20 protein-coding genes and 2 tRNA genes are annotated in these 24,516 nt (G+C 70.4%); 18 read left to right on the forward strand and 4 right to left on the reverse strand.

Annotated features, from left to right (window positions below; translation table 11 throughout):
- The first annotated feature begins 128 nt into the window (after nt 1–128).
- Entirely contained in the window at nt 129–1,565 is a 1,437-nt protein-coding gene (obgE, locus tag EF387_RS13135; RefSeq protein WP_128376713.1) for a GTPase ObgE, read from the forward strand.
- A gap of 287 nt (nt 1,566–1,852) precedes the next feature.
- Here the strand turns inward: obgE and EF387_RS13140 are convergent, their stop codons facing one another.
- Nucleotides 1,853–3,916, reverse strand: coding sequence for a hypothetical protein (locus EF387_RS13140; RefSeq protein WP_128376714.1), 2,064 nt, complete (start codon nt 3,914–3,916; stop codon nt 1,853–1,855).
- 333 nt (nt 3,917–4,249) lie between these two features.
- Here EF387_RS13140 and proB point away from each other — a divergent pair, with 333 nt between their 5' ends.
- From proB to EF387_RS13165, 5 genes are all read left to right on the forward strand, one after another.
- Nucleotides 4,250–5,356, forward strand: coding sequence for a glutamate 5-kinase (gene proB, locus EF387_RS13145; RefSeq protein WP_128376715.1), 1,107 nt, complete (start codon nt 4,250–4,252; stop codon nt 5,354–5,356).
- A 133-nt stretch (nt 5,357–5,489) separates the two neighbouring features.
- Entirely contained in the window at nt 5,490–6,002 is a 513-nt protein-coding gene (locus tag EF387_RS13150; protein WP_128376716.1) for a hypothetical protein, read from the forward strand.
- Nucleotides 6,003–6,106: 104 nt separating this feature from the next.
- Nucleotides 6,107–7,393: a glutamate-5-semialdehyde dehydrogenase gene (locus EF387_RS13155; RefSeq protein WP_128376717.1), complete on the forward strand. Its 1,287-nt coding sequence runs from the start codon at nt 6,107–6,109 to the stop codon at nt 7,391–7,393.
- A 195-nt stretch (nt 7,394–7,588) separates the two neighbouring features.
- Nucleotides 7,589–8,218, forward strand: coding sequence for an SCO2584 family spore wall biosynthesis protein (locus EF387_RS13160; RefSeq protein WP_128376718.1), 630 nt, complete (start codon nt 7,589–7,591; stop codon nt 8,216–8,218).
- A 157-nt stretch (nt 8,219–8,375) separates the two neighbouring features.
- Nucleotides 8,376–9,443, forward strand: a complete 1,068-nt coding sequence (locus EF387_RS13165; protein ID WP_128376719.1) for an SCO2583 family membrane protein — start codon at nt 8,376–8,378, stop codon at nt 9,441–9,443.
- Between the two features lie 108 nt (nt 9,444–9,551).
- Here the strand turns inward: EF387_RS13165 and EF387_RS13170 are convergent, their stop codons facing one another.
- Entirely contained in the window at nt 9,552–10,670 is a 1,119-nt protein-coding gene (locus tag EF387_RS13170) for a M48 family metallopeptidase (RefSeq protein WP_128376720.1), read from the reverse strand.
- 103 nt (nt 10,671–10,773) lie between these two features.
- Here EF387_RS13170 and EF387_RS47445 point away from each other — a divergent pair, with 103 nt between their 5' ends.
- The 10 genes from EF387_RS47445 to EF387_RS13215 all read left to right on the forward strand — a co-directional run bounded on the left by EF387_RS47445 (nt 10,774) and on the right by EF387_RS13215 (nt 17,023).
- Complete coding sequence (locus tag EF387_RS47445) at nt 10,774–10,926, forward strand: hypothetical protein (RefSeq protein WP_128376721.1); 153 nt, start codon at nt 10,774–10,776, stop codon at nt 10,924–10,926.
- Nucleotides 10,927–11,385: 459 nt separating this feature from the next.
- Entirely contained in the window at nt 11,386–11,550 is a 165-nt protein-coding gene (locus tag EF387_RS47450) for a hypothetical protein (RefSeq protein WP_202918234.1), read from the forward strand.
- Nucleotides 11,551–11,622: 72 nt separating this feature from the next.
- Entirely contained in the window at nt 11,623–12,261 is a 639-nt protein-coding gene (gene nadD, locus EF387_RS13185; protein WP_128376722.1) for a nicotinate-nucleotide adenylyltransferase, read from the forward strand.
- Between the two features lie 16 nt (nt 12,262–12,277).
- Entirely contained in the window at nt 12,278–14,266 is a 1,989-nt protein-coding gene (locus EF387_RS13190) for an LCP family protein (protein WP_238431494.1), read from the forward strand.
- 182 nt (nt 14,267–14,448) lie between these two features.
- Nucleotides 14,449–14,895: a ribosome silencing factor gene (gene rsfS, locus EF387_RS13195; RefSeq protein ID WP_128376724.1), complete on the forward strand. Its 447-nt coding sequence runs from the start codon at nt 14,449–14,451 to the stop codon at nt 14,893–14,895.
- Between the two features lie 104 nt (nt 14,896–14,999).
- Entirely contained in the window at nt 15,000–15,617 is a 618-nt protein-coding gene (locus tag EF387_RS13200) for a histidine phosphatase family protein (RefSeq protein ID WP_128376947.1), read from the forward strand.
- A 117-nt stretch (nt 15,618–15,734) separates the two neighbouring features.
- Nucleotides 15,735–15,807: transfer RNA gene (locus EF387_RS13205), tRNA-Ala, on the forward strand.
- 550 nt (nt 15,808–16,357) lie between these two features.
- Nucleotides 16,358–16,531 carry a hypothetical protein gene (locus tag EF387_RS47455; RefSeq protein WP_202918235.1) on the forward strand — a complete coding sequence of 58 codons (174 nt, stop codon included), beginning with the start codon at nt 16,358–16,360 and terminating at the stop codon, nt 16,529–16,531.
- Nucleotides 16,532–16,534: 3 nt separating this feature from the next.
- Nucleotides 16,535–16,768 carry a hypothetical protein gene (locus tag EF387_RS13210; RefSeq protein WP_044472114.1) on the forward strand — a complete coding sequence of 78 codons (234 nt, stop codon included), beginning with the start codon at nt 16,535–16,537 and terminating at the stop codon, nt 16,766–16,768.
- Nucleotides 16,769–16,950: 182 nt separating this feature from the next.
- Nucleotides 16,951–17,023: transfer RNA gene (locus tag EF387_RS13215), tRNA-Ala, on the forward strand.
- 204 nt (nt 17,024–17,227) lie between these two features.
- Here the strand turns inward: EF387_RS13215 and EF387_RS13220 are convergent.
- Both EF387_RS13220 and EF387_RS13225 read right to left on the reverse strand, forming a co-directional pair.
- On the reverse strand, nt 17,228–18,853 hold the full coding sequence (locus EF387_RS13220; protein ID WP_128376725.1) for an NADH-quinone oxidoreductase subunit NuoF family protein: 1,626 nt from the start codon (nt 18,851–18,853) through the stop codon (nt 17,228–17,230).
- Nucleotides 18,850–20,235: a ferric reductase-like transmembrane domain-containing protein gene (locus tag EF387_RS13225; protein ID WP_202918236.1), complete on the reverse strand. Its 1,386-nt coding sequence runs from the start codon at nt 20,233–20,235 to the stop codon at nt 18,850–18,852. Before EF387_RS13225 ends, EF387_RS13220 begins: the two co-directional genes overlap by 4 nt.
- 435 nt (nt 20,236–20,670) lie before the next feature.
- Between EF387_RS13225 and leuS the strand changes: the two genes are divergently transcribed.
- A complete protein-coding gene (gene leuS, locus EF387_RS13230) occupies nt 20,671–23,559 on the forward strand; it encodes a leucine--tRNA ligase (RefSeq protein ID WP_128376726.1) in 2,889 nt (962 codons plus the stop codon).
- Between the two features lie 183 nt (nt 23,560–23,742).
- Nucleotides 23,743–24,498 carry a hypothetical protein gene (locus EF387_RS13235; protein WP_128376727.1) on the forward strand — a complete coding sequence of 252 codons (756 nt, stop codon included), beginning with the start codon at nt 23,743–23,745 and terminating at the stop codon, nt 24,496–24,498.
- The last annotated feature ends 18 nt before the right edge of the window (nt 24,499–24,516 follow it).

Raw genomic sequence — 24,516 nt, forward strand, 5'->3', positions numbered from 1 at the left:
CGGACCCTTTCGCGAGGCGGACCTCACTTTCCCGGACGGGAAGGCGGGTCCGCCTTTCGTTTGTTAGGCAAGAGACACAACCCTCGTACGAAAGTCGTACGCACCGAACGTGCTGGAGGCACCCCACCATGACCACCTTCGTGGACCGCGTCGAGCTCCATGTCGCCGCGGGTAACGGAGGCCACGGCTGTGCCTCCGTCCACCGGGAGAAATTCAAGCCGCTGGGCGGACCCGACGGCGGGAACGGCGGACGCGGTGGCGACGTCACCCTCGTCGTCGACCAGTCGGTGACCACTCTGCTCGACTACCACCACTCCCCCCACCGCAAGGCCACCAACGGAAAGCCCGGCGAAGGCGGCAACCGCTCCGGCAAGGACGGGCAGGACCTCGTGCTGCCGGTTCCGGACGGCACGGTGGTGCTGGACAAGGCGGGCAACGTCCTCGCCGACCTGGTGGGGCACGGTACGACGTACGTGGCCGCGCAGGGCGGTCGCGGCGGGCTCGGCAACGCCGCCCTCGCCTCGGCCCGCCGCAAGGCGCCCGGGTTCGCGCTGCTCGGTGAGCCGGGCGATGTGCAGGACGTCGTACTGGAGCTCAAGACCGTCGCGGACGTGGCGCTCGTCGGTTACCCCAGTGCCGGCAAGTCGTCCCTGATCTCGGTGCTGTCCGCGGCGAAGCCGAAGATCGCCGACTACCCCTTCACCACGCTCGTACCGAACCTGGGCGTGGTGACGGCGGGCGAGACGGTCTACACGATCGCGGACGTCCCCGGGCTGATCCCCGGAGCCAGCCAGGGCAAGGGGCTGGGCCTCGAGTTCCTGCGCCATGTGGAGCGGTGCAGTGTGCTGGTGCACGTCCTGGACACCGCGACGCTGGAGTCCGACCGTGACCCGGTCTCCGACCTCGACGTCATCGAGGAGGAGCTGAAGCAGTACGGCGGCCTGGGGAACCGGCCGCGCGTCGTCGTGCTCAACAAGATCGACGTACCGGACGGGCGGGACCTCGCCGAGATGGTGCGGCCCGACCTCGAGGAGCGCGGGTACCGGGTCTTCGAGGTGTCGGCGGTGGCGCACACCGGGCTGAAGGAACTGTCGTACGCGCTCGCGGAGATGGTGGCGGCCGCGCGGGCCGCGAAGCCCAAGGAGGAGGCGACCCGGATCGTCATCCGTCCGAAGGCGGTCGACGACGCCGGGTTCACCGTGTCGCGCGAGGACGACGGGCTCTTCCGGGTACGTGGTGAGAAGCCGGAGCGCTGGGTCCGGCAGACCGACTTCAACAACGACGAGGCCGTCGGTTATCTCGCCGATCGCCTGGGCCGCCTCGGGGTCGAGGAGGAGTTGATGAAGGCCGGGGCGCGGGCCGGTGACGGCGTGGCCATCGGGCCCGAGGACAACGCGGTCGTCTTCGACTGGGAGCCGTCGGTGATGGCCGGGGCGGAGATGCTGGGGCGGCGCGGTGAGGACCACCGTTTCGAGGCGCCCCGGCCCGCTGCGCAGCGGCGGCGCGACCGGCAGGCGGAACGGGACGAGGCGGAGCGCGAGTTCGACGGCTTCGAGCCGTTCTAGTGCCGCAACAGGCAACGTTAGCCCCGTCGCGACGCCCGGCACTCCCCCAAGCTCTTCGAGCAGGGGGTACCCCCAGAGCACGCACCGGACGCCGCTCCTTACCGGGCAAACGTTGCCTGCCGCGGCACTAGGACCTGCCGTCGGACTCGCATCCGACGCGCATCTGACGAGCGTCTGGACGGCCCAGACCGCACACTCCCGAGCAAGGCCGGCCCACACCCGGCCAAAGCCGAACCGAGGGGCCCGGAAGCGTGTTGCTTCCGGGCCCCTCGGCGTGTCGAATCCGGCTAGGCGTTGACCGAGTCCTCAGGTGCCTCGGACTCCAGCGCCTCCACCGCCCCCCGCGGTGAAGGGATTTCGTCTGCCAGGCGATCCTCCATGCGCACCCGGCGCTCGTCGGCCTTCCTGCACAGCGCGTCGATGGCCGCGTTGAAGCGGGCCAGCGACGGCGGGTCGGAGGGACCCAGCAGATGCTCCTTGAGTTCGGCGCGGGCCGCGGTGAAGGTGTCCTTCTCCGGGTGGCGGACCGACTCCAGCAGGGCCGGAACGCCCTTCGCCTCAGGGGTGAGGATGACTCCGGCCGACACGGTCGGGAAGCCCGCACGGAACGCCTCCTCCGACATGCCGGAGGTGTTGGCGACGGCGTAGGGCTTCTCGCTGGACAGCCAGTCCGACACCACCGAGGAGACGTCACTGACCAGCAGGTCCGCCTCGTTGAAGCAGGCGAAGATGCCCGGCCGCGCGTCGGTGATGATCTGGTGCTCCCACTCCGGGAAGGCGGCCCAGTAAGCCTTTTCCCAGGCGAGCGTGGCCTCGGCGATGGCGGCCTCGCGGTTGCCCTGCGGCTTGCCCTGGAGCAGCATCCGCTCCAGTTCGTCCGCGCTCTCCCGGAAGTGCGTCGAGGTGAGCTTGTCGAGCTCGACGGTGCGGCGGGCGAGCTCGGCGGCGGCCTCGGCGCCCGGCCGGGAGCCCGACCGCTTGGTGTTCGCCTCCCGGATCATCGCCTGGATGCGCTCGTTCGCGGCGCCCGCGCGCGGGTCGACGGACCCGGTCATCGGGTGCGGCTTGTAGAGGAGGCGTACGCCGTCGTCGGCGAGGAGCTCGCGGACGATGTTCTCGCCGGCCAGAACCACGGACGTGTTGCCGGGGTTGCCGTCCCAGCCCTCCCAGGTGGGGGCGTACAGAACCGTGGTGTACGGGCCCGTCGGCGCGCCCGAGTAGGGGCGGATCGGCGCCAGCTGCGGGCGGCCGACCTCCACGATGTCCTTGTCCTCGACGCCGACCTCCGCGAGGGCGTACCGCTCGCGGGCCGCGGGACCGGCCACCCACACCTCGTCGTAGGCCTTGGCGTAGGGGTTGCACGAGGAGAGCTTGTCGCTCTCGCCGTGGTTGATGAAGGCGTGCTTGATGGTGGGGATGCGCAGCACCTGCGAGGTCTTCGCGGCGTTGGCCGGGTGCAGCATCATCTTCAGGGTCGAGTTCTCCAGCGAGAACATCGTGGTGACCTTCGGGAAGCAGATGATCGGCACGTCGGTCGCCTCTATCTTCTGCACCATGAACCGCTCGCGCAGCACGATCAGCGGCTTCGCGTCGATCGCCGACAGTGTGGAGAGCCACATGTTCGCCTGATAGGCGGAGGTCGTGCCGCCGGAGAAGTACATGGCGACCGTCGGCTTGTACGCCGCCAGCCACTTGTCCAGCCACTCCATGACCTTCGCCTCGCTCTTGGCCCGCTTCTTCGGCAGCAGCCAGGTGGCGAGGTAGGCGGTACCGCCGAAGATCATCACGAGGGTGATGCCCAGGCCGATGGCGCCCCAGAGGCCGTCGCCGGTCGCGGCGGTGCCCAGCAGGCCGATCGTGGCGGGGATGGAGAAGGTGAGCAGGCGGTGGCCCTGACGGCGGGCCAGGATGCGCGGCGGGGCGGTGGTCAGCTTGAGCGCGGAGGCGTCGATGTTGCGGGTGACGATCGGCAGCGTGCGCGTGCGGCGGACCAGGACCGCGGCGGCCTGGCAGGCGAAGTGGGCGGCGTAGAAGACGCACAGCGCCACCAGCAGCGGGGCCGTCTCGCTCAGCTCGCCGACGTCGTCGATGCGCAGCAGGCCGACCACGATCAGCATGTCGCGCAGCAACTGCCGGACGGTGACGTCGAAGCGGACCTTGCCCAGCAGGGACAGCAGCCCGGGATCGCGGTACTGGAGGTACACATCGAGGGCGAGACCCCCCGCGCTCGCGACGACGAGGACCGGGGCGTTCGGCAGTAGCGCGGAGACGATCTGGGCTGTGAAGAACGCGAACATCGCGAGCAGCGCGGACAGCTGCACGATGCGGCGAGGGGGAGGGCCGGAGGGCACGGGCTGGGCTCCTGCGAGGGATGCGACGGACAGGGGTGCACAGGCGTACACGAGGTGCACGGAGTCTCTCCGAGAGGTGTCCCGTAGATGTATCGAAGGTGTATCGCGGGCGTTTTCTCAAGGGAAGACCGACCACTGACCGTATGACCTCCGCGCCCCACGGAGCAATCCGCCACAAGAGCAACCGGAGCAAAGGGTGCAAAGTGGTGTGAGGTGCGGGTGACCACCGCCGTCCGCCCCTCGAAACGCGGCGGCGTCCCGCATCCGCCCTCCCGTAGATTGCGTACTCCGGGCCGATCGGAACATTGGGGATACAGGTTGTCCAGGCAAGGCGTGGCTCAGGCTCACCGGATTGTCGTGAAGGTGGGGTCGTCGTCGCTGACCACAGCGTCGGGCGGTCTTGACGCGGACCGGGTGGACGCCCTCGTCGACGTCCTGGCCAAGGGCCGCAGCGGGGGGGAGAAGGAGATCGTCCTCGTCTCCTCCGGCGCCATCGCCGCCGGCCTCGCCCCGCTCGGGCTGCGCCGCCGTCCCAAGGACCTCGCCCGCCAGCAGGCCGCCGCCTCCGTCGGCCAGGGCCTGCTGGTCGCCCGCTACACCGCCTCGTTCGCCCGCTACGGCATCCGTGTCGGCCAGGTCCTGCTGACCGGGGACGACACCAGCCGCCGCGCCCACCACCGCAACGCCTCCCGCACCCTCGACAAGCTCCTCGCGATGGGCGCGCTCCCGGTGGTCAACGAGAACGACACCGTGGCCACGGACGAGATCCGCTTCGGGGACAACGACCGCCTGGCAGCGCTCGTCGCCCACCTCGTACGGGCCGACCTGCTGGTGCTGCTGTCGGACGTGGACGGTGTGTACGACGGTGACCCCAGCAAGCCCGGCACCTCACGGATCGCCGAGGTACGTGACCCGCGGGACCTGGCGCAGGTGGAGATCGGCAGCGCGGGCAAGGCCGGGGTGGGCACCGGCGGCATGGTCACCAAGGTCGAGGCCGCCCGGATCGCCGCCGCGGCCGGTATCCCCGTGGTGCTGACCAGCGCCGTGCACGCCGCGGACGCCCTCGCGGGACGGGACACGGGCACCTACTTCCACCCCACGGGCAAGCGCTCCGCGGACCGGCTGCTGTGGCTCCAGCACGCCTCCGCCCCGCAGGGCTCCATCACCCTCGACGACGGCGCCGTCCGCGCGGTCGTCGAACGGCGCAAGTCGCTGCTGCCGGCGGGCATCGCCGCGGTGGAGGGCGAGTTCACCGCGGGTGACCCGGTCGAACTGCGGGACGGGACGGGCCGGGCGGTCGCGCGCGGGCTGGTGAACTTCGACGCCAAGGAGATCCCGCAGCTGATCGGCCGCTCCACCCGGGAACTGGCACGCGAGCTCGGACCCGCGTACGAACGCGAGGTCGTACACCGGGACGACCTCGTCCTGCTCCAGCACTGACGAGAACCGCGCAAAGAACCACAACCCGGGCCTCCGGTGGGGGACGTTCCGTAAAACCGCCACACGGAGACGCACCACCTGCTCAACTTTGTTGCAGGCAGATTCCGCACCCGCATCGCGTAAGGAGGCCGTCGTGAGACGAGTGCGCCCTGGGGCGGCGTCCCGCGCTGGGACCTCCCCCGGTCCCGGCTCCGCCCGAGCGGGGGGAGCCCCACGACCGACGGGAACCCCGGCCCGTGCGCCGGGCGGGGAACGGGCCCTGACCAGTGTGGCGGCCGGTGACGCGTACGAGGAGCCGGAAGACCTGCCCCGGCTGTGGCACGTCACCCTGAGCGTCTCCGGCGGCGAGGCTCCGCTGAAGGAGGTGCGGCGCGGACTGGAACAGCTGGCCCATGACCACCCCTTTCTGCTGACCAGCCGCTACGCCAACGACCACGCGGAGATCCGCTACTGGGAAGAGGCCCGCGACCTGCACGACGCCGCCGCCGTGGCCCTGCGCCTGTGGGGCGAGCACCGCAGGACCGCGAATCTCCCGCCCTGGGAGATCGTCGGCCTGGAGGTCATCGACCGGGAGACCTACCACCAGCGGGTCGCGGAGGGCTACGGGCCGCTGCCCGCGACCCCCGTGGGCGTCCACCCCTTTTGACCTCGCGCTCAACCTCGTCCCGCCCCTTTTGATCCCGTCTCGTCGTGTCTCGGGTGATGGGACGAGAACTGGACGGTTCCGGTGGGCGCACTACCCTTCCCAGCATGACCACGCTTTCGCCGTACGACTCCATGTCCCCGGTCGCCCAGGCCGCCTACCGCGCGAAGGGTGCCGCCGCAGAGCTCGCCCCGCTGCCGCGGGCGGAGAAGGACGACGCGCTGCGCGCCATCGCCGACGCGTTGGAGGTCCGCACCAGCGAAATCGTCGCGGCCAACGCGAAGGACATCGAGCGCGCCCGGGCGGCCGGCACCAGCGAGGCCATCATCGACCGGCTGACGCTGACCCCGGAACGCGTGCGCGCCATCGCCTCGGACGTGCGGGACGTCGTGGGGCTGCCCGACCCGGTCGGTGAGGTCGTCCGCGGCTCCACCCTCCCCAACGGCCTCGACCTGCGCCAGGTCCGGGTGCCCCTCGGTGTCGTCGGGATCATCTACGAGGCGCGTCCGAACGTCACGGTCGACGCCGCGGCGCTCTGCCTGAAGTCCGGAAACGCCGTGCTGCTGCGCGGCTCGTCCTCCGCCTACGAGTCCAACACCGCCCTCGTTCGCGTGCTGCGCGACGCCGTGGGCGGCTCCGGACTCCCGGCCGACGCCGTCCAACTCGTGCCCGGAGAGGGCAGGGACGCGGTCCGGGAGCTGATGCGCGCCCGCGGCCTGGTCGACGTGCTCATCCCGCGCGGCGGGGCCTCCCTGATCCGCACGGTCGTGGAGGAGTCCACCGTCCCGGTGATCGAGACCGGTACCGGCAACTGCCACGTCTACGTCGACGCGGAAGCCGACCTCGACATGGCCGTCGAGATCCTGATCAACTCCAAGGCCCAGCGGCCCAGCGTGTGCAACGCCGCGGAGACGCTGCTGGTCCACAAGGACATCGCCGACGCTTTCGTCCCGCGCGCCCTGGACGCGCTCGCGGAGGCCGGGGTCACCGTCCACGGTGACGAGCGGATCCTCGCCTACGCGGCGGACTCCAAGGCCACCGTCGTCGAGGCCACCACCGAGGACTGGGACACCGAGTACCTCTCGTACGACATCGCCGCCGCCGTCGTCGACTCGCTCGACCGCGCGGTCTCCCACATCCGCCTGTGGACCTCCGGGCACACCGAGGCCATCGTCACCACCTCGCAGCAGGCCGCCCGCCGCTTCACCCAACTGGTGGACTCCACCACGGTCGCCGTGAACGCCTCCACCCGGTTCACCGACGGCGGCCAGTTCGGCTTCGGCGCCGAGATCGGCATCTCCACCCAGAAACTGCACGCGCGGGGCCCGATGGGACTTCCGGAGTTGACCAGCACCAAGTACATCGTCACGGGGGACGGCCACATCCGCGGCTGAAACCCCGGGCAATACCGGGCAAGGCGGTGCCAAGTCGAGCAAGACCCGACAGTACCTGGCAAGAGGATGCAGGACAGGCGTTCCGGCCCGGGAGACCGCCCGGTTTCCCGGGCCGCTGCTGTGAGCCCGTCTCGTCAATCGGATGAATTTCCTTGCCGTCTGCCCAAAATGACCCCCCAGGTCTACTCTGGATGCGTGCCGGAGGACGTGGGGGGCACGCCGTTCCCTGACGGCTGGGAGCCCGACGACGACCGCGACCGCGGGGGTATGGACGAAGAGTTCGCCTCCGTGGTCTTCGACGAGGCCTTCGTACGGGCCGCCGTGGTGCACGAGCCCACAGCGGTCGAGCGTCTCCTCGCCGCCGCCCAGGCGCGCGCGGAGGCCTCCGAGGCCGAGGCCCGAAGGAGCCACTCCAGAGGCGCGCGTGGCGACGACGACCGCTATGACGACGGCTTCGGCCGGGACCGCCGCACGGGCTTCGATCATGATCCGGACTTCGACGACTTCGACGACCGCGACCTCCTGGAGGACGGCTACAGCGGCTCCTACGGGAAGCAGGCACGCTGGCACCGTACGGTCGCCTGGCTGCTCGCCATCCTGATGGGCGTCGGGATGGTCGCGCTGGCCTTCACCGCCGTCTACAAGGGCGCCTCGTCGGGCCGCCAGGAGCGGGTGCCGCCGCCCGCGTCCACGGAACTGGACCCGGGGGAGGACAAGGCCACCGACACGACCGGGACCGGTACCGGCTCCACCGTCGGCGCGACACCGTCCGCTTCGGCGGACTACTCCCATCCGCCGGTGTCCGCGGTGCCGCGCACACCCTGACGGCCGGGCCGCGCCGGCCTTGATCGTCATGTGCGTCACGGGGCGCGGCCCTTGATCGCGGGGCTGCCTGACGGCGGCGTGTTCCTGGTGCGAACCTGACAGAACTTGTCGAGTTCGTCAGCGTTTACCTGAGGCCGCTGAGACCTACTCTGAAAGTATGGGCGGGCCAGGAGACCCACCTGAGGGGACACCCGAGGGCGCTCCCGGTGGTGGCGAGGACGAGTACCGATCCGTCGTGTTCGACGAGTCGTTCGTCAGGGCTGCCCGGCTCCAGGAATCCTCCGCACGGGAGCGGATGAGCGACCACGCGCCGGCCGTGCGCCGCCGCCCGCCATTGCGCCGGGGGCTCTCCCGGCAGGCCATCATCCTGGTACTGCTGATCGCCGTCGCCTTCGGGACGGCGATCTATATGGGAGTGCGCCACCCGTACCAGAAGCCCGTGGCGCAGCCCACCGAGCCGCTGCGGATGACGGTGATCCCGTTGTCGCCGCAGAGCGACGTGCCGGGCGCCGTCGATCCGGAAAAACTCTTCGAAAGCAGTCCGGCCGCGCAGTTCCGGGTCGGTGCGGACGGCGTCACGCTGCCCGCCTTCCGGCGGACCGCCCACTTCTCCGACAGCCAGGTCGGGACCGCGCTGACCACGGCGAAGGACTACCTGGTCAAGTCGGCACTCGACCCGGACGTGCTCACCGGCGGCGCCGTGCGGTCCGTCCGGGTCCTGCTCAACCCCCGGCAGCTCGACCAGTTCGACCAGAGCTTCGACCATCCGGCCCCGGACGGGCGGCACGCGCCCACCGGGTGGCTGATCCGCTTCGATCCGACCCGGGCCGAGCTCGCCGACCACAAGATCCGGGTGCAGGGCACGCTCGAGGCCACCGAGACCGACTCGGACACCCTCGAGGTCACCGCCGACCACACCCTGGTGTACGCGCTGAAGCCGACCGGCTCGGACGACAGGGCGAAGGCGTCCCTGTTCACCGTCCGGCGCGAGCTGCAATTCCGCTTCGACCGCGACGACCTGCGCATGCACCAGACGCAGCTGATGGCCGCGTCCGTCCAGGCCGGACCGCTCTCCTGCTCGGAGGACGCGGCGAACCATCTGCGTCCGCTGCTGGCGGGGCAGACGGCGAAGTCGGGCGGACCGGCCGGCACCGACCCCTATGCGACGGACGGTGCCACGGCGCTGTGCGGATCGCTGGCGCAGAGCGCGCAGCCGAAGGTGTAGGAAGGTGTAGTGCGCGGCGGCTGACGGGTGTCCGTCCGCCATGCCGGACGGGCTGAAGCCACCCACAGCCCCTCCGGCGATGGAACATCGGGCCGGCCCCGCGTGGGATCAGTCGGCGTCCCGGCCGTCCCGGCCGTCCCGGTTCTCCGGGGGCGTGTCCTGCGGCGGTGCCGTCTTCGTGGAACCCCCGCCGGCGGCGAACCCGCCGAAGCCGCGCCGGACCCGGCTCCCGATGTCCCCCGCGCCGCCGGCGATGTCGCTGACCAGCTTCATCAGCGGATCCTTCGAGTTCTTCACATGGGACGCGTAGTGCGCCGCCGACTCCCGGAAGGAGTCGGTGACCGACGTGTCCGTGTCTTCGTCGCGCCGCGGATAGTGCCCGTCCATGATCCGCTGGAAGTCACGGGACTCCGCCCACTTCTTCAGCTCGGCCGCGCGCACGGTGGTGAACGGGTGCGAGCGGGGGAGGACGTTCAGGATCTTCAGGACGGAGTCACGCAGATCGCCCCCCGCCTCGTACTCCTCGGCCTGCGCCAGGAACGCGTCCACATTCATCTCGTGCAGGTGGTTGCCACCCGCGATCTTCATCAGTCCGCGCATCGAGGCCTTCAGGTCCTGCCCGACCAGCAGCCCCGCACGGTCGGCCGACAGCTCCGACTTGCGGAACCACTCCCGGAGCGCCGTCACGATAGCCATGATCGCGATGGTGCCCAGCGGGATCCAGGCCACCCGCACGGCCAGGCTGGTCAGGAAGAGCAGGATGGTCCGGTAGACGGAGTGGCCGGACAGCGCATGCCCCACCTCATGGCCGATGACCGCGCGCATCTCCTCCTCGTCGAGCAGCTCCACGAGCCCCGTGGTGACGACGATGATCGGCTCGTCCAGGCCGATGCACATGGCGTTGGGCTGTGGGTCCTGGTTGACGTACATCGGCGGGACCTTCTCCAGGTCCAGGATGTAGCAGGCGTCCCGCAGCATGTCGTTCAGGTGGGCGAATTGTTCGTCCGAGACCCGTACGGAGTCGGACAGGAAGAGCAGCCTCAGACTGCGCTCGGGCAGGAGTCCACTCAGTGCCTTGAAGACGGTGTCGAACCCGCTGAGCTTGCGCAGCGCCACCAGCGCCGAGCGGTCCGCCGGGTGCTCGTACGCCCGCGAGGAGATTCCCTCGAAGCGCCTGCGCTGCCTGCTCGGCACGTTCTCGTGCCCGTTGTGGCTGTTGTCGGTCATGTGTCCCCCATGGTCCGAATCTGCCTCTGCGTGCCCCCAAGGCTTGACTCAGCCTAGGCGGAGTTACCGTTTTCGGGGCAGCACTGACAAGGAGTCGTTCGCCATGGAGCAGGTTCCCGACTGGATCACCGAGGCCGCGTCGGCCGCCGAACGCCAGGGGCCGGGCAACCTGCTCCGCGTGGTGCTGATCGTGATGGTGGTGGGGTGCGTGCTGACGGCCTGGTTCCTGTTGCGCGGATACAAACGGGACGACTGACCGGAGCGGCGTGCGGGGAGTCCGCGGAGGCGGCGGGCGCGGAGTTCGCGGAGGTGCGTACGGGGAGTCACCGGAGGTGGCGAGCACGAAGTCCGCGGAGGCGGCGTGCGGGGAGTGCGCGGAGGCGGCGGCCGCGGAGTCCGCGGAGGCGCGTACGGGGAGTCACCGGAGGTGGCGAGCACGAAGTCCGCGGAGGCGGCGTGCGGGGAGTCCGCTGAGGCGGCGGGCGCGGAGTTCGCGGAGGCGCGTACGGGGAGTCACCGGAGGTGGCGAGCACGAAGTCCGCGGAGGCGGCGGGCGCGGAGTTCGCGGTGACCGCGTGCGGGGAGTCCGCGGGACGGCGGTCATGCGGTCCGCGGGCGGTGATGCCGGAGTCGGCGTGATCGCCCCCCGGCCCCCCGCTTACCATGGGGCCGCGTAAATCTTTGTCCCGCCCACACCGGATAGGTCCCGCAGAAGATGAGCCTTCACAGCACCGCTGCGCAATTGGTCACACTCGCCGCCGAGGGCCAGGAACACGGCGGCAACCACGAGAGCCTCAACCCGGCCCTGACGGGCGGGGGTGCGCTGTTCGCTCTTCTGCTGCTCCTGTGGATCACCACACGCTTCAACCGCGACCGGTAAGTCCTTTCTGGGCCCCCTCCCCGGGGTCCGGGCGGCCGGGACGCGTGGACCGGGCCGGTAGGGTCTGCACGCATGGGAGAGCAGGAAATGCCTACCGGTCCGGTGAAAGACCCGAAGAACTCGGGAAAACGTCGGCTCGGCGTCATGGGCGGAACGTTTGACCCGATCCACCACGGTCACCTCGTGGCGGCTCAGGAGGTCGCCGCACAGTTCCACCTCGACGAGGTGGTCTTCGTACCGACCGGACAGCCCTGGCAGAAGAGCGACCGCAAGGTCTCGCTCGCCGAGGACCGCTACCTGATGACGGTCATCGCGACCGCCGAGAACCCGCAGTTCTCGGTGAGCCGTATCGACATCGACCGCGGCGGACCGACGTACACCACGGACACCCTGCGCGAACTGCGCGAACTCAACCCCGACACCGATCTGTTCTTCATCACCGGAGCCGACGCCCTCGCCCAGATCCTGACCTGGCGGGACACCGAGGAGCTGTTCTCCCTCGCGCACTTCATCGGCGTCACCCGGCCCGGACACCCGCTGACCGACCCCGGACTCCCCGAAGGCGGAGTGACACTCGTCCACGTTCCCGCGCTGGCCATCTCGTCCACAGACTGCCGTGCGAGAGTCGCGGCAGGCGACCCCGTCTGGTATTTGGTGCCGGACGGCGTCGTGCGCTACATCGACAAGCGCGAGCTGTACCGCGGCGAGTGAGCCGAGAGGGGCACCGGTGAACGACCGATACGAGGGGTACGGGTCCGGTCACTACGGATCCGGCCAGTACGGGTCCGACCAGTACGGCTCCGACCAGTACGAACTCGTCGGCTACGACGAGTTCGGGCAGCCCGTCTACCGGCAGGCGGCGCCCCGGCAGCCGTCCGGACAACAGGAGTACGGGGCGCACGCCCAGTACGGCCCCCATGAGCCCGGGCGACAGCCCAGCGGACACCAGGGGCCCGCTGGACCCCAGGGGCCCGGCGGACACCAGGGGCCCGCTGGACCCCAGGGGCCCGGCGGACACCAGGGCTACGGATACGGCCACGACCCCTACGGGAACGACGGCCGACCCCCCTACGCCCCCGACCCCCGAGGCGGCCCGCACACCGGTCACCAGGCGCCCGTGCCGCCGTACGACACCGGCCGGCACCAGCACGCGTCGTCGTACGACACGCGTAACCAGCACTCCGCCGCCTCGTACGACACCTACGCGCAGACCGCGTACATCCCGCAGCAGGCGCCACCGGGCGGGCGACCCACGGAGCACCCGGCGGAGCACTCGGCGGCCGGGGTTCCCGGACAGCGGTCCGGCGCCGGACCGCGCGCGGCGGCGACAACGCCGGGATCCCGAGCCACGACGACCGGACCGGGCAGGGAGACGACCGGAGCGGGGGCGGAGCCCGAGGCCCGTGACTACCGCACCGAGCAGTTCGCCTTCGTCGAGGAGCCGGACGGCGACTCCGAGGACGTCATCGACTGGCTGAAGTTCACCGAGAACCGCACCGAACGCCGCGAGGAGGCCAAACGGCGGGCCCGCGGCCGGGTCACGGCGCTGGTCGTGGTGTTCGCGCTGGTCGCCGTGACCGGTGTCGGCTACCTCTGGTACGCGGGCAAGCTGCCCGGCCTGTCCGCCGAGTCCCGGACGACCGCGGGGACCCCGGCCTCGGGCGCCCAGAAGCGTGACGTGATCGTCGTCCATCTGCACAACACCAAGAAGGGCGGCACCTCCACGGTGCTGCTCGTCGACAACTCCACCACCAAGCGGGGCGCCACCGTCCTGCTGCCCAACGCGCTCGCCCTCACCGGTGACGACGGCATCCGGACCACCCTCGCCAAGTCGGTCGACGACGACGGTTCCTCCGGCACCCGCGAGGCACTCGACACCGTCCTCGGCACCGACATCCAGGGCACCTGGCGGCTCGACACCCCCTACCTCAACAACCTCGTGGAACTCGTCGGCAACATCGAGGTCGACACGGACACGAACGTGCCGGACCCGGACGCCAAGAAGAAGGGCGCGGCGCCGCTGGTCAGCAAGGGCGAGAACCAGACGCTCAGCGGCAAGACGGCCGTCGCCTACGCCACCTACCGGGCCCCCGGCGAGTCCGAGAACGCCCAGCTGGAGCGATTCGGGCAGGTCATGCAGGGCGTGCTGCGCAAGATGTCCTCGGACGCGTCCTCGGCGACCGTCACCGTGCAGTCCCTGGCACAGATCATCGAACCGCCGCTGACCGACAAGGACCTCGGCGGCTTCCTCGCCAAGCTGGCGGACCTCGCCAAGGGCGGCTCCTACGAATCCGTGCTCCTGCCCGTCCAGTCCGACGGCACCCTGAGCGGGAAGACCTCCGACGGCGTGGTCAGGAAGATCCTCGGCGGCACCGCGAAGAGCCCCGAGCAGGGCGCGGCCGTACGGGTCGGGGTGCGCAACTCCACGGGCGACAAGAACGCCACGGAGCAGGCCCGGGTCGTGCTGGTCAACGGCGGCTACACCTTCCTCGACGCCGGTACGGGCTCCACGGCCCAGGCCAAGTCGGCGATCACCTACACGGACGACTCCGACAAGCAGAACGCCGTCGAGGTCGCCAAGACCCTGGGCCTGCCCACCAGCGCGGTCGAGAAGTCCGCGCGGGCCTCCAACGCGGACGTGGCCGTGGTCCTCGGCCAGGACTACAAGGCCGAGGGTTCCGGGGGTTCCGGGGGTTCCGGAACCTCCGGGGGGTGACCTGCCGGGCGACCTCGTCCGGTGGCCCGCGCCGCGCCCGGTACCTCCCGGGCGCGGCCGCCGGATCGCCTGGGAGGACGCCGCGGTCCGAAGAGCTCGGCCCGGCCGCGAAAACGCCTCGGGGGCCGTCGGCGGTCCGTGAGACCCTTGATGTGTACTGACCGCCGACCGAAAGCCGCGTAGTGACCGCCACTGACCGCTCTCTCGAGCTCATCAACACCGCTGCCCAGGCGGCAGCCGACAAGCTCGCGCACGACGTCATCGCATACGACGTCAGCGACGTACTGTCGATCACGGACGCCTTCCTGCTGGCCTCCGCACCCAACGACCGCCAGGTCAAGTCGATCGTCGACGAGATCGAGGAGCGGCTGAACAAGGATCTCGGCGCCAAACCGGTGCGGCGCGAGGGCGACCGGGAGGCCCGCTGGGTCCTCCTCGACTACGTCGACATCGTGGTGCACGTCCAGCACAGCGAGGAGCGTGTCTTCTACGCCCTGGAGCGGCTCTGGAAGGACTGCCCCGAACTGGAGCTGCCCGCCGACGCGCAGGCCACCCGTGGCAAGGGCGAGGAGCACGCCAAGCTGCAGGCCGCCGAGGACGCCGCCGAGTTCGGCGGAGAGCTGCGGTGAGCGGCGTCACGGAGGGCGGCGGGCCCGGGCCCTCGGCCGCGACGGGGCCCGGAGCCGGACCCGCGGCCGGCGTCGAGCGCAAGCCCGGCCGGGGACGCCGCCTCATCCTCTGGCGGCACGGCCAGACCGCTTGGAACGTGGAGCGCCGCTTCCAGGGCACCACGGACGTCGAACTCACCGAGACCGGTCGCGGCCAGGCCCGCCGCGCCGCCCGGCTGCTCGCCTCCCTGAAGCCGGACGCGATCCTCGCCTCCGACCTGAGGCGGGCCGCCGACACCGCCGACGAGCTGGCCGCGCTCACCGGTCTCGACGTCACCCACGACGAGGCCCTCCGCGAGACGTACGCGGGCGTCTGGCAGGGGCTGACGCACGAGGAGATCATGGAGCGCCACGGCGCTGAGTACGCCGCGTGGAAGCGCGGCGAACCGGTGCGCCGCGGCGGCGGCGAACTGGAGACCGAGGTCGCCGACCGTGCCGCCCCCGTCGTGCTCCGGCACGCCGAGAAGCTGCCCGTCGACGGCACGCTGGTGGTGGTCAGCCACGGCGGCACCATCCGCACCACCATCGGCCGGCTGCTCGGCCTGGAGGCCCGCAACTGGGAGAGCCTCGGCGGTCTCTCCAACTGCTGCTGGTCGGTCCTGGGCGAGGGCGTACGCGGCTGGCGGCTGCTGGAGCACAACGCCGGCACGCTGCCGGAACCCGTGCTCGGCGACGACGACTGAGCGCCTCCGGGGCCCCGCACCCCGGATTTCACTTTCCGGTGGGGCGCAGGCTAAGGTTCTTCTTGTTCGCCCCGCCGAGCGGGGCGAAACACCATGCGGCTCCGTCGCATGGCACAAGGGGCTATAGCTCAGTTGGTAGAGCGCCTGCATGGCATGCAGGAGGTCAGGAGTTCAATTCTCCTTAGCTCCACTCGGACGAGGGCGGTCGTCCGCGGACAACGCGGAACGGCCGCCCTCGTAGTTTTCTCCGCGGGGATGCGCCTCGTAGTTCTCCGCGGGCATGCACAGTGCGTTGCGGGGAAGGTGTGGGGTTCCACACCACCCACGCCAGTTGCACAAGTCACTTTGTTGTCGCGTGAGTCGGCGGGAAGTGTGTTCGACCGGTCGTACCTGGTCGGGCGGCCGGAGCGCGGGTCAGTGCTGGTCGCGCCCGCAACTCGCCTAGTTTCAGGCCCAGTTCGTGACGACCGCGCTGTGACCCGGCTCATCCTGCTGACAGGTGCCACAAGGTTCGGCACACTTTTCCTCAATAGGGTTGAGGCACTTGGGGTCCCGGCGGCGTATACCTGTGCGGACACGCTTCTCGCCTGCATGGACGCATTCGCTGCCGAGGCGGCGCCGAAGGCCGTGTCCGTACTGGTACGAATGCGTCGCTGACCGTGGTGCACCGGCCGTGGCAGAATCGGACGGCCGGGAAAGGGGTCGCGTCCATTCACGGTGGCCCGACGGGAGGAGAGGCGATGCCGGCGAGCATCCGCGTGGAGGTCGACCACCTCCTCGACGTGGCGGTGATACGTAAGAGGCGCACCCTCCTCGACTGCCCGACCTGCGGCTCGTCCCACGTCGCCCAAGTACTGGGTGACAACGGCGGGATCTCCTACGTGTGCACGGCCTGCGGCCACAGCTGGAGCTGACCCATGGGTGCACACAGGAGGAAGTGCGACTGGTGCGGCAGTGGTACGCCGATCGTCCGCGACATGGAGCCGGTGAACCACGACTACCAGTACTGGTGCGAGGAATGCGCGCGGGCGCTGATCATAAAGGGCGACCCGATCGAGACGTACCGCGAGTTGGAGGGCGAGCCGATCTACGGCCGCCTCCTCGAAGAACACTGCACGCTCAAGCGCTTCTACTCGTTCGTCACAGCCTGATCCCGAGGGCTTCGAGGGCCCTGGAAGCCCGCCACAGCCACGCGAGCGGCCGCCCGGCTCCCCAGGGCGGCGCGCACCCTGGGCGGGCGCCAGGGGGCCGCTGAAAACGATTTGGTGAACCACCCGGTGGACCGTGTAATGTTGGCGTCGCCGCCAGGGAAACCGGCGGAAACGTCAAGCAAGGGGCTATAGCTCAGTTGGTAGAGCGCCTGCATGGCATGCAGGAGGTCAGGAGTTCAATTCTCCTTAGCTCCACTGAAGCGAGGGCGATCGTGTCCGCGGACAGCGCGGAACGGTCGCCCTCGTGGTTTTCTCCGCGGGCCCGCGTCGTGCGTGGCGGGGGCGCGGCATGGTCGCGCAATGAGGAGGGGCCGTCCCCGCTGGGACGGCCCCTCCTCATGTGACGTTCACTGCGCCCTCTGCGCTGTACCTGATGTGTGCAGCCCCGTGGTCCCGCGCTTAGCGTCCCCGTCCGCTGCCCAGGGCGCGGCGGCCACGCCCCTGCGGCAGGACCGGGAGGTTGTTGCTGCGCGACTGGCCGCGCTCCTGCACCTCCTCGATGCGCAGTGCCAGCGCCGGGCAACGGCGCACCGCGCGCAGCGCCTTGGCCTCCGCGAACCGCGGCACCTCGGCCTGGGCGACCGTCGGGAAGCCGTCCGCGCCCAGCTCGAAGACCTCGGGGAGGAGGTCCGCGCAGAGCCCGTGGCCCCGGCACAGCGTCCAGTCCACGAAGATCTTCTGACGGCTGGGGCCCGACTCCTGCTGCGGCTGACCGCCCGGGAGGGCGTTGGGGGCCTCACCCGGCTCGAAGAGCGGCAGCACGCCCTCCACGGGCCGGCCGCAGCCGTTGCCGAGGACGTGCGCGGCCACGTCGTCCGTGAAGGCGGAGATCGTCGACTCGAGGAACATCGCGGAGCCGTCGGGGTGCGAGCACGCACCGCGCCGCTTCACGGCCTTGGAGACCTGCTTGAGTGCCTCCAGGGCGGCCGGGCCGCCGCCGTTGAGGATGTCCTCCATACCGCGCGCCGCGGCCGGCAGGCCGAGGTAGCAGGGCCCGCACTGGCCCGCGCTCTCCGCCGCCAGCCACTGCGCCACCCGCAGCGACTCGCCCAGCGGGCAGGTCTCCTGGCTGATCGGCAGGATCGCGCCGGCGCCGAGCGCGGCGCCGACCGCGGCCATCGAGTCACGGGACACGATCGTCTCGTTGACCGTCGCCGCGTCGATCCACTTTCCGTGGTAGCCGCCGGTGAGCACGCCCCCGGGCATCGGCGGGGCGCCGGCCAGCTGCAGGACGTAGCGCAGGGGCACACCGGTCGGGACCTCGATCACCATGGGGCGCGCGACGGCGCCGGAGACGGTGAGCATCACGGTGCCGGGCTCGTCGTAGAGGCCGGTGTTGCGGTAGCGCTCGGCGCCGATGCGGGCGGCGATCGCCAGCTGGGCGTAGGTCTCGGCGTTCGACAGCAGCGTCGGCGCACCGCCGACACCGCTCTGCGAGGCGCTGGTCTTGCGGCCGGGCGGGATCGGGGGCCCGCCGTCGATGGACCGGATCAGCGACGCCGCCGCCCCGGTCACCATCCGGATCGGGTTGCGCTGCACACGCGCGCGGAGGGTCGAGCCACGGCGGTTGTCCAGGCCGCGCTCCGCGAGGGCGGCCTCCATCGACTTCTGGGTGGACTCACGTGTCACCCCGATCACCAGGGTGCGCGCACCCATCGCCTCCGCGGCGAGCAGGGCGCCGTCCAGGATCAGGTGCGGAGCGCGGTTGATCAGCACCGTGTCCTTGCGGCAGGCCGGTTCGTCCTCGCTTCCGTTGACGACGACGACAGGGCGGATGCCCTGCCGGATGGCCGACTCCGCGACCGAACGGAGCTTCTTGGCGAAGGGGAAGCCCGCACCGCCGCGGCCCTTGAGGGAAATGGCTTCGGCGAGGCCGGCGAGCTGTTCGCCGCCCATGGGTTCGAGCGGCCCGTGCACCTTGAGGTGCATGGGCAGGTCCAGCCGGTCGACCAGGTCGAAGCCCGACGTGAGCTGAGGAAGTCCGACGACGCGGACCTCAGGGACGTCGGGCAGGGCCTCGTTCACTTAAAGCCTCCGGAAGGCGCGTTCCAGGGTTCACCTGTGTTGGGCGCGTCGAAGGCACCCGGCCGTACTTCAGTCGTGGGACCGCTGTCGTACGTGTCGTTCGAGTTGTACGTACCGAAGGCAGCATTCGACTCACCGGTGTCGCGCACATCACTCAGATACGCCGCGGAGCCCTGGGAACCGTAGGCCGGGATGTTGTATCCGGTGTCGTTCATCGGGTCGTAGCTGCTGGGCGGCGCCTCGCCGACCGGGGGCGGGGAGGGGATGGGCCAGTTGCCCGACGTGCTGCCGGGGCCGTCGACGCGTGGCATCGACTGGGTGGGCTGCATGTCGGGCATCTGGAAACCGCCCGTGTCCTGGACGTTCGGCATCTGGAAGCTGCCGGTGTTCGAGCCGGCCGGCATCTGGAAGCCGCCGGTGTCCTGGGGGTTCGGCATCCGGAAACCGCCGGTGTCGGGGCCGCCCTGGTTGCTGTTGGTGGCGCGGTAGGCCGCCGCGAAACCGCCGGTGTCGGTCATCGCCGCACGCTGGGAGTCGAGCAGCGGCGACGAGCCCGACCGCCGGCCGGCGCCGGCCGGCTCCCCGAACGAGTCCCCGCCCCGGGGGCGAGAGCCGAAGCCCGGCAGCGAACCGGTGCCGCCGCCCGCCGCCGCGGCCGCGCGGGCCTCGATCGGCTTCTCGTAGACGGGCCCACGGCCTTCGCTGCCCAGAACCATCTGGATCCGCTGGGCGGCCCGGCGCTTGAACGGGGCGGGGGCGGCGCGCAGCAGCAGCGCCGCGATCACGCCGGCCAGGCAGAGGCCGTACAGGATCGTGAAGATCGGCTTGGCCTCGCGGCCCGCGTACAGGCCGTGGATCAGGGCCGCGCACCAGGCCGGGTAGGCCAGCATGTGCATGGAGCGCCAGCGGTGGGCGACCGTCGCGTCGACGGCGAGGGCACTGCGCAGGGCGCCCGTGATCGCCGTGAAGATCATGAGCAAGCCGGCCACGGTGCCGAAGCCGATGAGCGCGCCCGCGCCCGTGACGCCGAGCCCGAACGGGATGAACACCGCGATCCACCCGACGTGGTCCAGCGCCAGCTTCGTGCTGACGTGCAGCAGCAGGAACGCCACCGAGGAGACCGCGGTCGTCCGGTGGACCGCCTGTGCCACGATCCGCTGACGGGGGTTGAGGAACAGCCGGTCCGTCGCGACCAGGCCCCAGATGACGGAGCAGCTGAGGGACACCAGCGACAGCACTCCGGCGCCGAAGTTCAGAAACTCACGAACCGTGTCGCCTCCGAGGAGCACGATCGCGGGTATGAGCAGCAGGACAGCAGCGGTCGCCAGGCCGTAGGCCGAGCGGCCCGGCTTGGGGAGCGAGCTGTTACTAAGACTTGTCATGGGGGGCGACTCCGAACAGTTCGGGAAAGCGGTCCCGTGCCGCACTCTAGGTCGAGTCCATACCAAGAGGTATGGGGTTTGAGTTATTGCGTCGTTATCAAGGGGCTAAGTGATCCTTATGGTGTCCCTTAGGGGGTGTTACGCGAAGTAACCTTTGGCCTCTGGTCAGCCTCGTGGGGGGTCTGTGAAGCTCCGGAGGGCGTCATGTGAGTGTGGCACGCCGTGCCGGGTGCCTCGGAAAGCCCGTCGCAGGGCGCTCGACGGCTGCGGTACCCTGACGCCATGCGTGCCGTACGCCTTCTGCTTAGCGAGCCGCGCTGATCAGTCCCGGCCACACGATCCGTGGCCGGAATCGGCGCGGCGTCCCCTCCTGTGTGAGGGGATTTTTCATTTCCGAAGCCGCTGGCAGAGACGATCACTGGAGCTTTGAGGATCATGAGCGAGACGAACCCCGCTGCCGCCGCCGCTGTCGCGGCGGAGGCCGCGCCGCACCGCTACACGGCCGCCATGGCGGCCGAGATCGAGGCACGCTGGCAGGACTTCTGGGACGCCGAGGGCACCTACGCTGCGCCCAACCCGACCGGCGACCTGGCCGGTGACCCGGAGGTCGCCGCCCGTCCCAAGAAGTTCATCATGGACATGTTCCCGTACCCCTCGGGTGCGGGCCTGCACGTCGGTCACCCCCTGGGCTACATCGCGACGGACGTGTTCGCCCGGTTCCAGCGCATGACCGGCCACAACGTCCTGCACACCCTGGGCTTCGACGCCTTCGGCCTGCCCGCCGAGCAGTACGCCGTGCAGACCGGCACGCACCCGCGCGTGTCCACCGAGGCCAACATCGTGAACATGACCGCCCAGCTGCGCCGGCTGGGCCTGGGCCACGACAAGCGCCGGTCGTTCGCCACGATCGACCCGGACTACTACAAGTGGACCCAGTGGATCTTCCTGCAAATCTTCAACTCCTGGTACGACGAGGAGGCGGACCGGGCCCGCCCGATCGCCGACCTGGTCGCCAAGTTCGAGGCCGGTGAGCGCGCCGTACCGGGCACGACGCGCGCGTGGCACGAGCTGAGCCCCGCCGAACGTGCCGACGTGCTGGGCGAGTTCCGGCTGGCCTACGCCTCCGACGCGCCGGTCAACTGGTGCCCCGGCCTGGGCACCGTGCTGGCCAACGAGGAGGTCACGGCGGACGGCCGCTCCGAGCGCGGCAACTACCCCGTCTTCAAGGCCAAGCTGCGCCAGTGGAACATGCGCATCACCGCCTACGCGGACCGGCTGCTGCGCGACCTGGAGGAGCTGGACTGGCCCGAGGCGATCAAGCTGCAGCAGCGCAACTGGATCGGCCGCTCCGAGGGCGCCCGCGTCGACTTCCCCATCGACGGCGAGCGCATCACGGTCTTCACCACGCGCCCGGACACTCTGTTCGGCGCGACCTACATGGTGCTGGCGCCCGAGCACCCGCTGGTCGAGAAGTTCACCCCGGCCGCCTGGCCGGAGGGCACCCACGAGGTGTGGACCGGCGGCCACGTCACCCCCGCCGAGGCCGTCTCCGCCTATCGCGCCCAGGCCGCCTCGAAGTCCGACGTCGAGCGGCAGGCCGAGGCCAAGGACAAGACCGGCGTCTTCATCGGCGCGTACGCCACCAACCCGGTCAACGGCGACCAGATCCCGGTCTTCATCGCCGACTACGTACTGATGGGCTACGGCACCGGCGCGATCATGGCCGTCCCGGCGGGCGACCAGCGCGACTTCGAGTTCGCGCGCGCCTTCGAGCTGCCGATCCACTGCATCGTCGAACCGACCGACGGCCGGGGCACCGACACGTCGACGTGGGAGGAAGCCTTCGCGTCGTACGACGCCAAGATCATCAACTCCTCCAACGACGACATCTCGCTGGACGGACTGCCTGTCGCCGAGGCCAAGGCCCGCATCACCGAGTGGCTGGAACGCAAGGGCATCGGTGAGGGCACCGTCAACTTCCGGCTGCGTGACTGGCTGTTCAGCCGTCAGCGCTACTGGGGCGAGCCGTTCCCGATCGTCTACGACGAGGACGGCGTCGCCCACGCGCTGCCCGAGTCGATGCTGCCCCTGGAACTGCCCGAGGTCGAGGACTACTCGCCGCGCACCTTCGACCCGGACGACGCCGACACCGAGCCCGAGACCCCGCTGTCGCGCAACGAGGAGTGGGTCAACGTCACGCTGGACCTGGGTGACGGCCGTGGACCGCGCCCGTACCGGCGCGAGACCAACACCATGCCCAACTGGGCCGGTTCCTGCTGGTACGAGCTGCGCTACCTGGACCCGCACAACGAGCACAAGCTGGTCGACCCGGAGATCGAGCAGTACTGGATGGGCCCGCGCGAGGGGCAGCCGCACGGCGGCGTCGACCTGTACGTGGGCGGCGCCGAGCACGCCGTGCTGCACCTGCTGTACGCGCGCTTCTGGTCCAAGGTCCTGTACGACCTGGGACACGTCTCGTCCACCGAGCCGTTCCACAAGCTGTTCAACCAGGGCATGATCCAGGCCTACGTCTACCGGGACAGCCGGGGCATCGCGGTGCCCGCCGCCGAGGTGGAGGAGCGTGACGGCGCGTACTACTACCAGGGCGAGAAGGTCTCCCGGCTGCTGGGCAAGATGGGCAAGTCCCTGAAGAACGCGGTCACTCCGGACGAGATCTGCGCCGAGTACGGGGCCGACACGCTGCGCCTGTACGAGATGGCGATGGGGCCGCTGGACGTCTCCCGGCCGTGGGACACGCGCGCGGTGGTGGGCCAGTTCCGGCTGCTGCAGCGGCTGTGGCGCAATGTGGTCGACGAGGCGACGGGCGAGGTCACGGTCGTCGACGCGGAGCCGGACGAGGCGACGCTGCGTGCCCTGCACAAGGCCGTCGACGGCGTCCGCCAGGACCTGGAGGGGCTGCGCTTCAACACCGCCATCGCCAAGGTCACCGAACTGAACAACCACCTGACCAAGGCGGGCAACCCCGTGCCGCGGTCGGTCGCGGAGCCGCTGGTGCTGCTGGTCGCGCCGCTGGCACCGCACATCGCCGAGGAACTGTGGCGCAGGCTGGGCCACACCGACTCGGTCGTCCACCAGGACTTCCCGGTCGCCGACCCCGCGTACGTCGTGGACGAGGCCGTGACCTGCGTCGTCCAGATCAAGGGCAAGGTCAAGGCGCGGCTGGAGGTGCCGCCGTCCATCTCGGAGGAGGAGCTGGAGAAGGTGGCACTGGGCGACGAGAAGGTCGTCGCGGCGCTGGACGGCGCGGCGATCCGGAAGGTGATCGTGCGGGCGCCGAAGCTGGTGAACATCGTCACGGCGTAGCCCCGGCGGGTGCGTACGGATGTGCGCACCCCCAGGTTCACGCAGGCTGCCGCGGGAACCCCTACGGGGCGCCTCAGGGTTCGGTACGGGCAGGTTCCGGGTTCCTCTGGAACCCGGAACCTGCCCGCTGCGTTTACCGTGGAAGAGCGGCTGAGGAGCCGTGGTCGGCCCGAGGAGGAGCGTGTGGAAGCCGTAGCCGTAGTCTTCGTCCTGCTCTTCTTGCTCTTCGTGGTCATCGGCGCGTACGCGACGGTCAAGGCGGTGGGCGCGGCCAAGCGCGGCGTCGACCGCACGATCAACCAGGCGCGTCGCACGGTCGAGGACACCACGTTGCGTGCCAAGACCCTCGCCCAGCCCGGCCCCCTGGGCGAGCTCGCCCAGCTCCGGCTGAAGTTGCGCACCTCCATGCGTGCCACCCAGGAAGCCCTGGCCGCGGGTGCCGGCGATGACGAGTCCCTGAAGGAGTCGATCGGCCTCTTCGAGCGTCTCAGCGCGCACGGTCACGAGCTGGACGCGGAGCTGAAGCGCCTGGAGAGCGAACCGAACCGGGCCAGGCTCGCCGAGCGCCTCCCCGGGTTGCGCGAGCGCACCGAGCGGATCACCTCGTCCGCGGACTCGTTGCGCTGGGCCGCCCGCGACCGCGCCCGTCACTTCGCCGACGACGAACTGGACGCCCTGAGCGCACAGATCGACGTGGAGGCCGGGGCGCTGCGTCACTGGACCACCGAACCGATGGCACCGCGTGCCGCGGCCGGAGGGACCCCACCGCACCCGTGGCCCGAGGCGCCCGCCGCCGAAGCGGCGGCCTCCGGGCAGACCTGGCCGGAGACCCCCGAGTCCCGCACGGCCGAGGAGCCCACCCGACCCGCCATCACCCCGCCCGGCCCGCGGCCCACTTACCCCTGGCAGAAGAAGACCCGCCCCGAGAGCACGACTTGATCGCGACCTGAAGCCGAC

Origin of the sequence: Streptomyces cavernae, assembly GCF_004023625.1 — a bacterium.
GTDB classification, from domain to species: domain Bacteria; phylum Actinomycetota; class Actinomycetes; order Streptomycetales; family Streptomycetaceae; genus Streptomyces; species Streptomyces cavernae.

Bases quoted from the DNA above. Each gene is read 5' to 3' on its own strand.
- obgE (WP_128376713.1), top strand. From the start codon at position 129: ATGACCACCTTCGTGGACCGCGTCGAGCTCCATGTCGCCGCGGGTAAC.
- EF387_RS13155 (WP_128376717.1), top strand. From the start codon at position 6,107: ATGACCACGCTTTCGCCGTACGACTCCATGTCCCCGGTCGCCCAGGCC.
- EF387_RS13165 (WP_128376719.1), top strand. From the start codon at position 8,376: ATGGGCGGGCCAGGAGACCCACCTGAGGGGACACCCGAGGGCGCTCCC.
- EF387_RS13170 (WP_128376720.1), bottom strand. From the start codon at position 10,670: ATGACCGACAACAGCCACAACGGGCACGAGAACGTGCCGAGCAGGCAG.
- EF387_RS47445 (WP_128376721.1), top strand. From the start codon at position 10,774: ATGGAGCAGGTTCCCGACTGGATCACCGAGGCCGCGTCGGCCGCCGAA.
- EF387_RS47450 (WP_202918234.1), top strand. From the start codon at position 11,386: ATGAGCCTTCACAGCACCGCTGCGCAATTGGTCACACTCGCCGCCGAG.
- nadD (WP_128376722.1), top strand. From the start codon at position 11,623: ATGGGAGAGCAGGAAATGCCTACCGGTCCGGTGAAAGACCCGAAGAAC.
- EF387_RS47455 (WP_202918235.1), top strand. From the start codon at position 16,358: ATGCCGGCGAGCATCCGCGTGGAGGTCGACCACCTCCTCGACGTGGCG.
- EF387_RS13210 (WP_044472114.1), top strand. From the start codon at position 16,535: ATGGGTGCACACAGGAGGAAGTGCGACTGGTGCGGCAGTGGTACGCCG.
- EF387_RS13225 (WP_202918236.1), bottom strand. From the start codon at position 20,235: ATGACAAGTCTTAGTAACAGCTCGCTCCCCAAGCCGGGCCGCTCGGCC.
- leuS (WP_128376726.1), top strand. From the start codon at position 20,671: ATGAGCGAGACGAACCCCGCTGCCGCCGCCGCTGTCGCGGCGGAGGCC.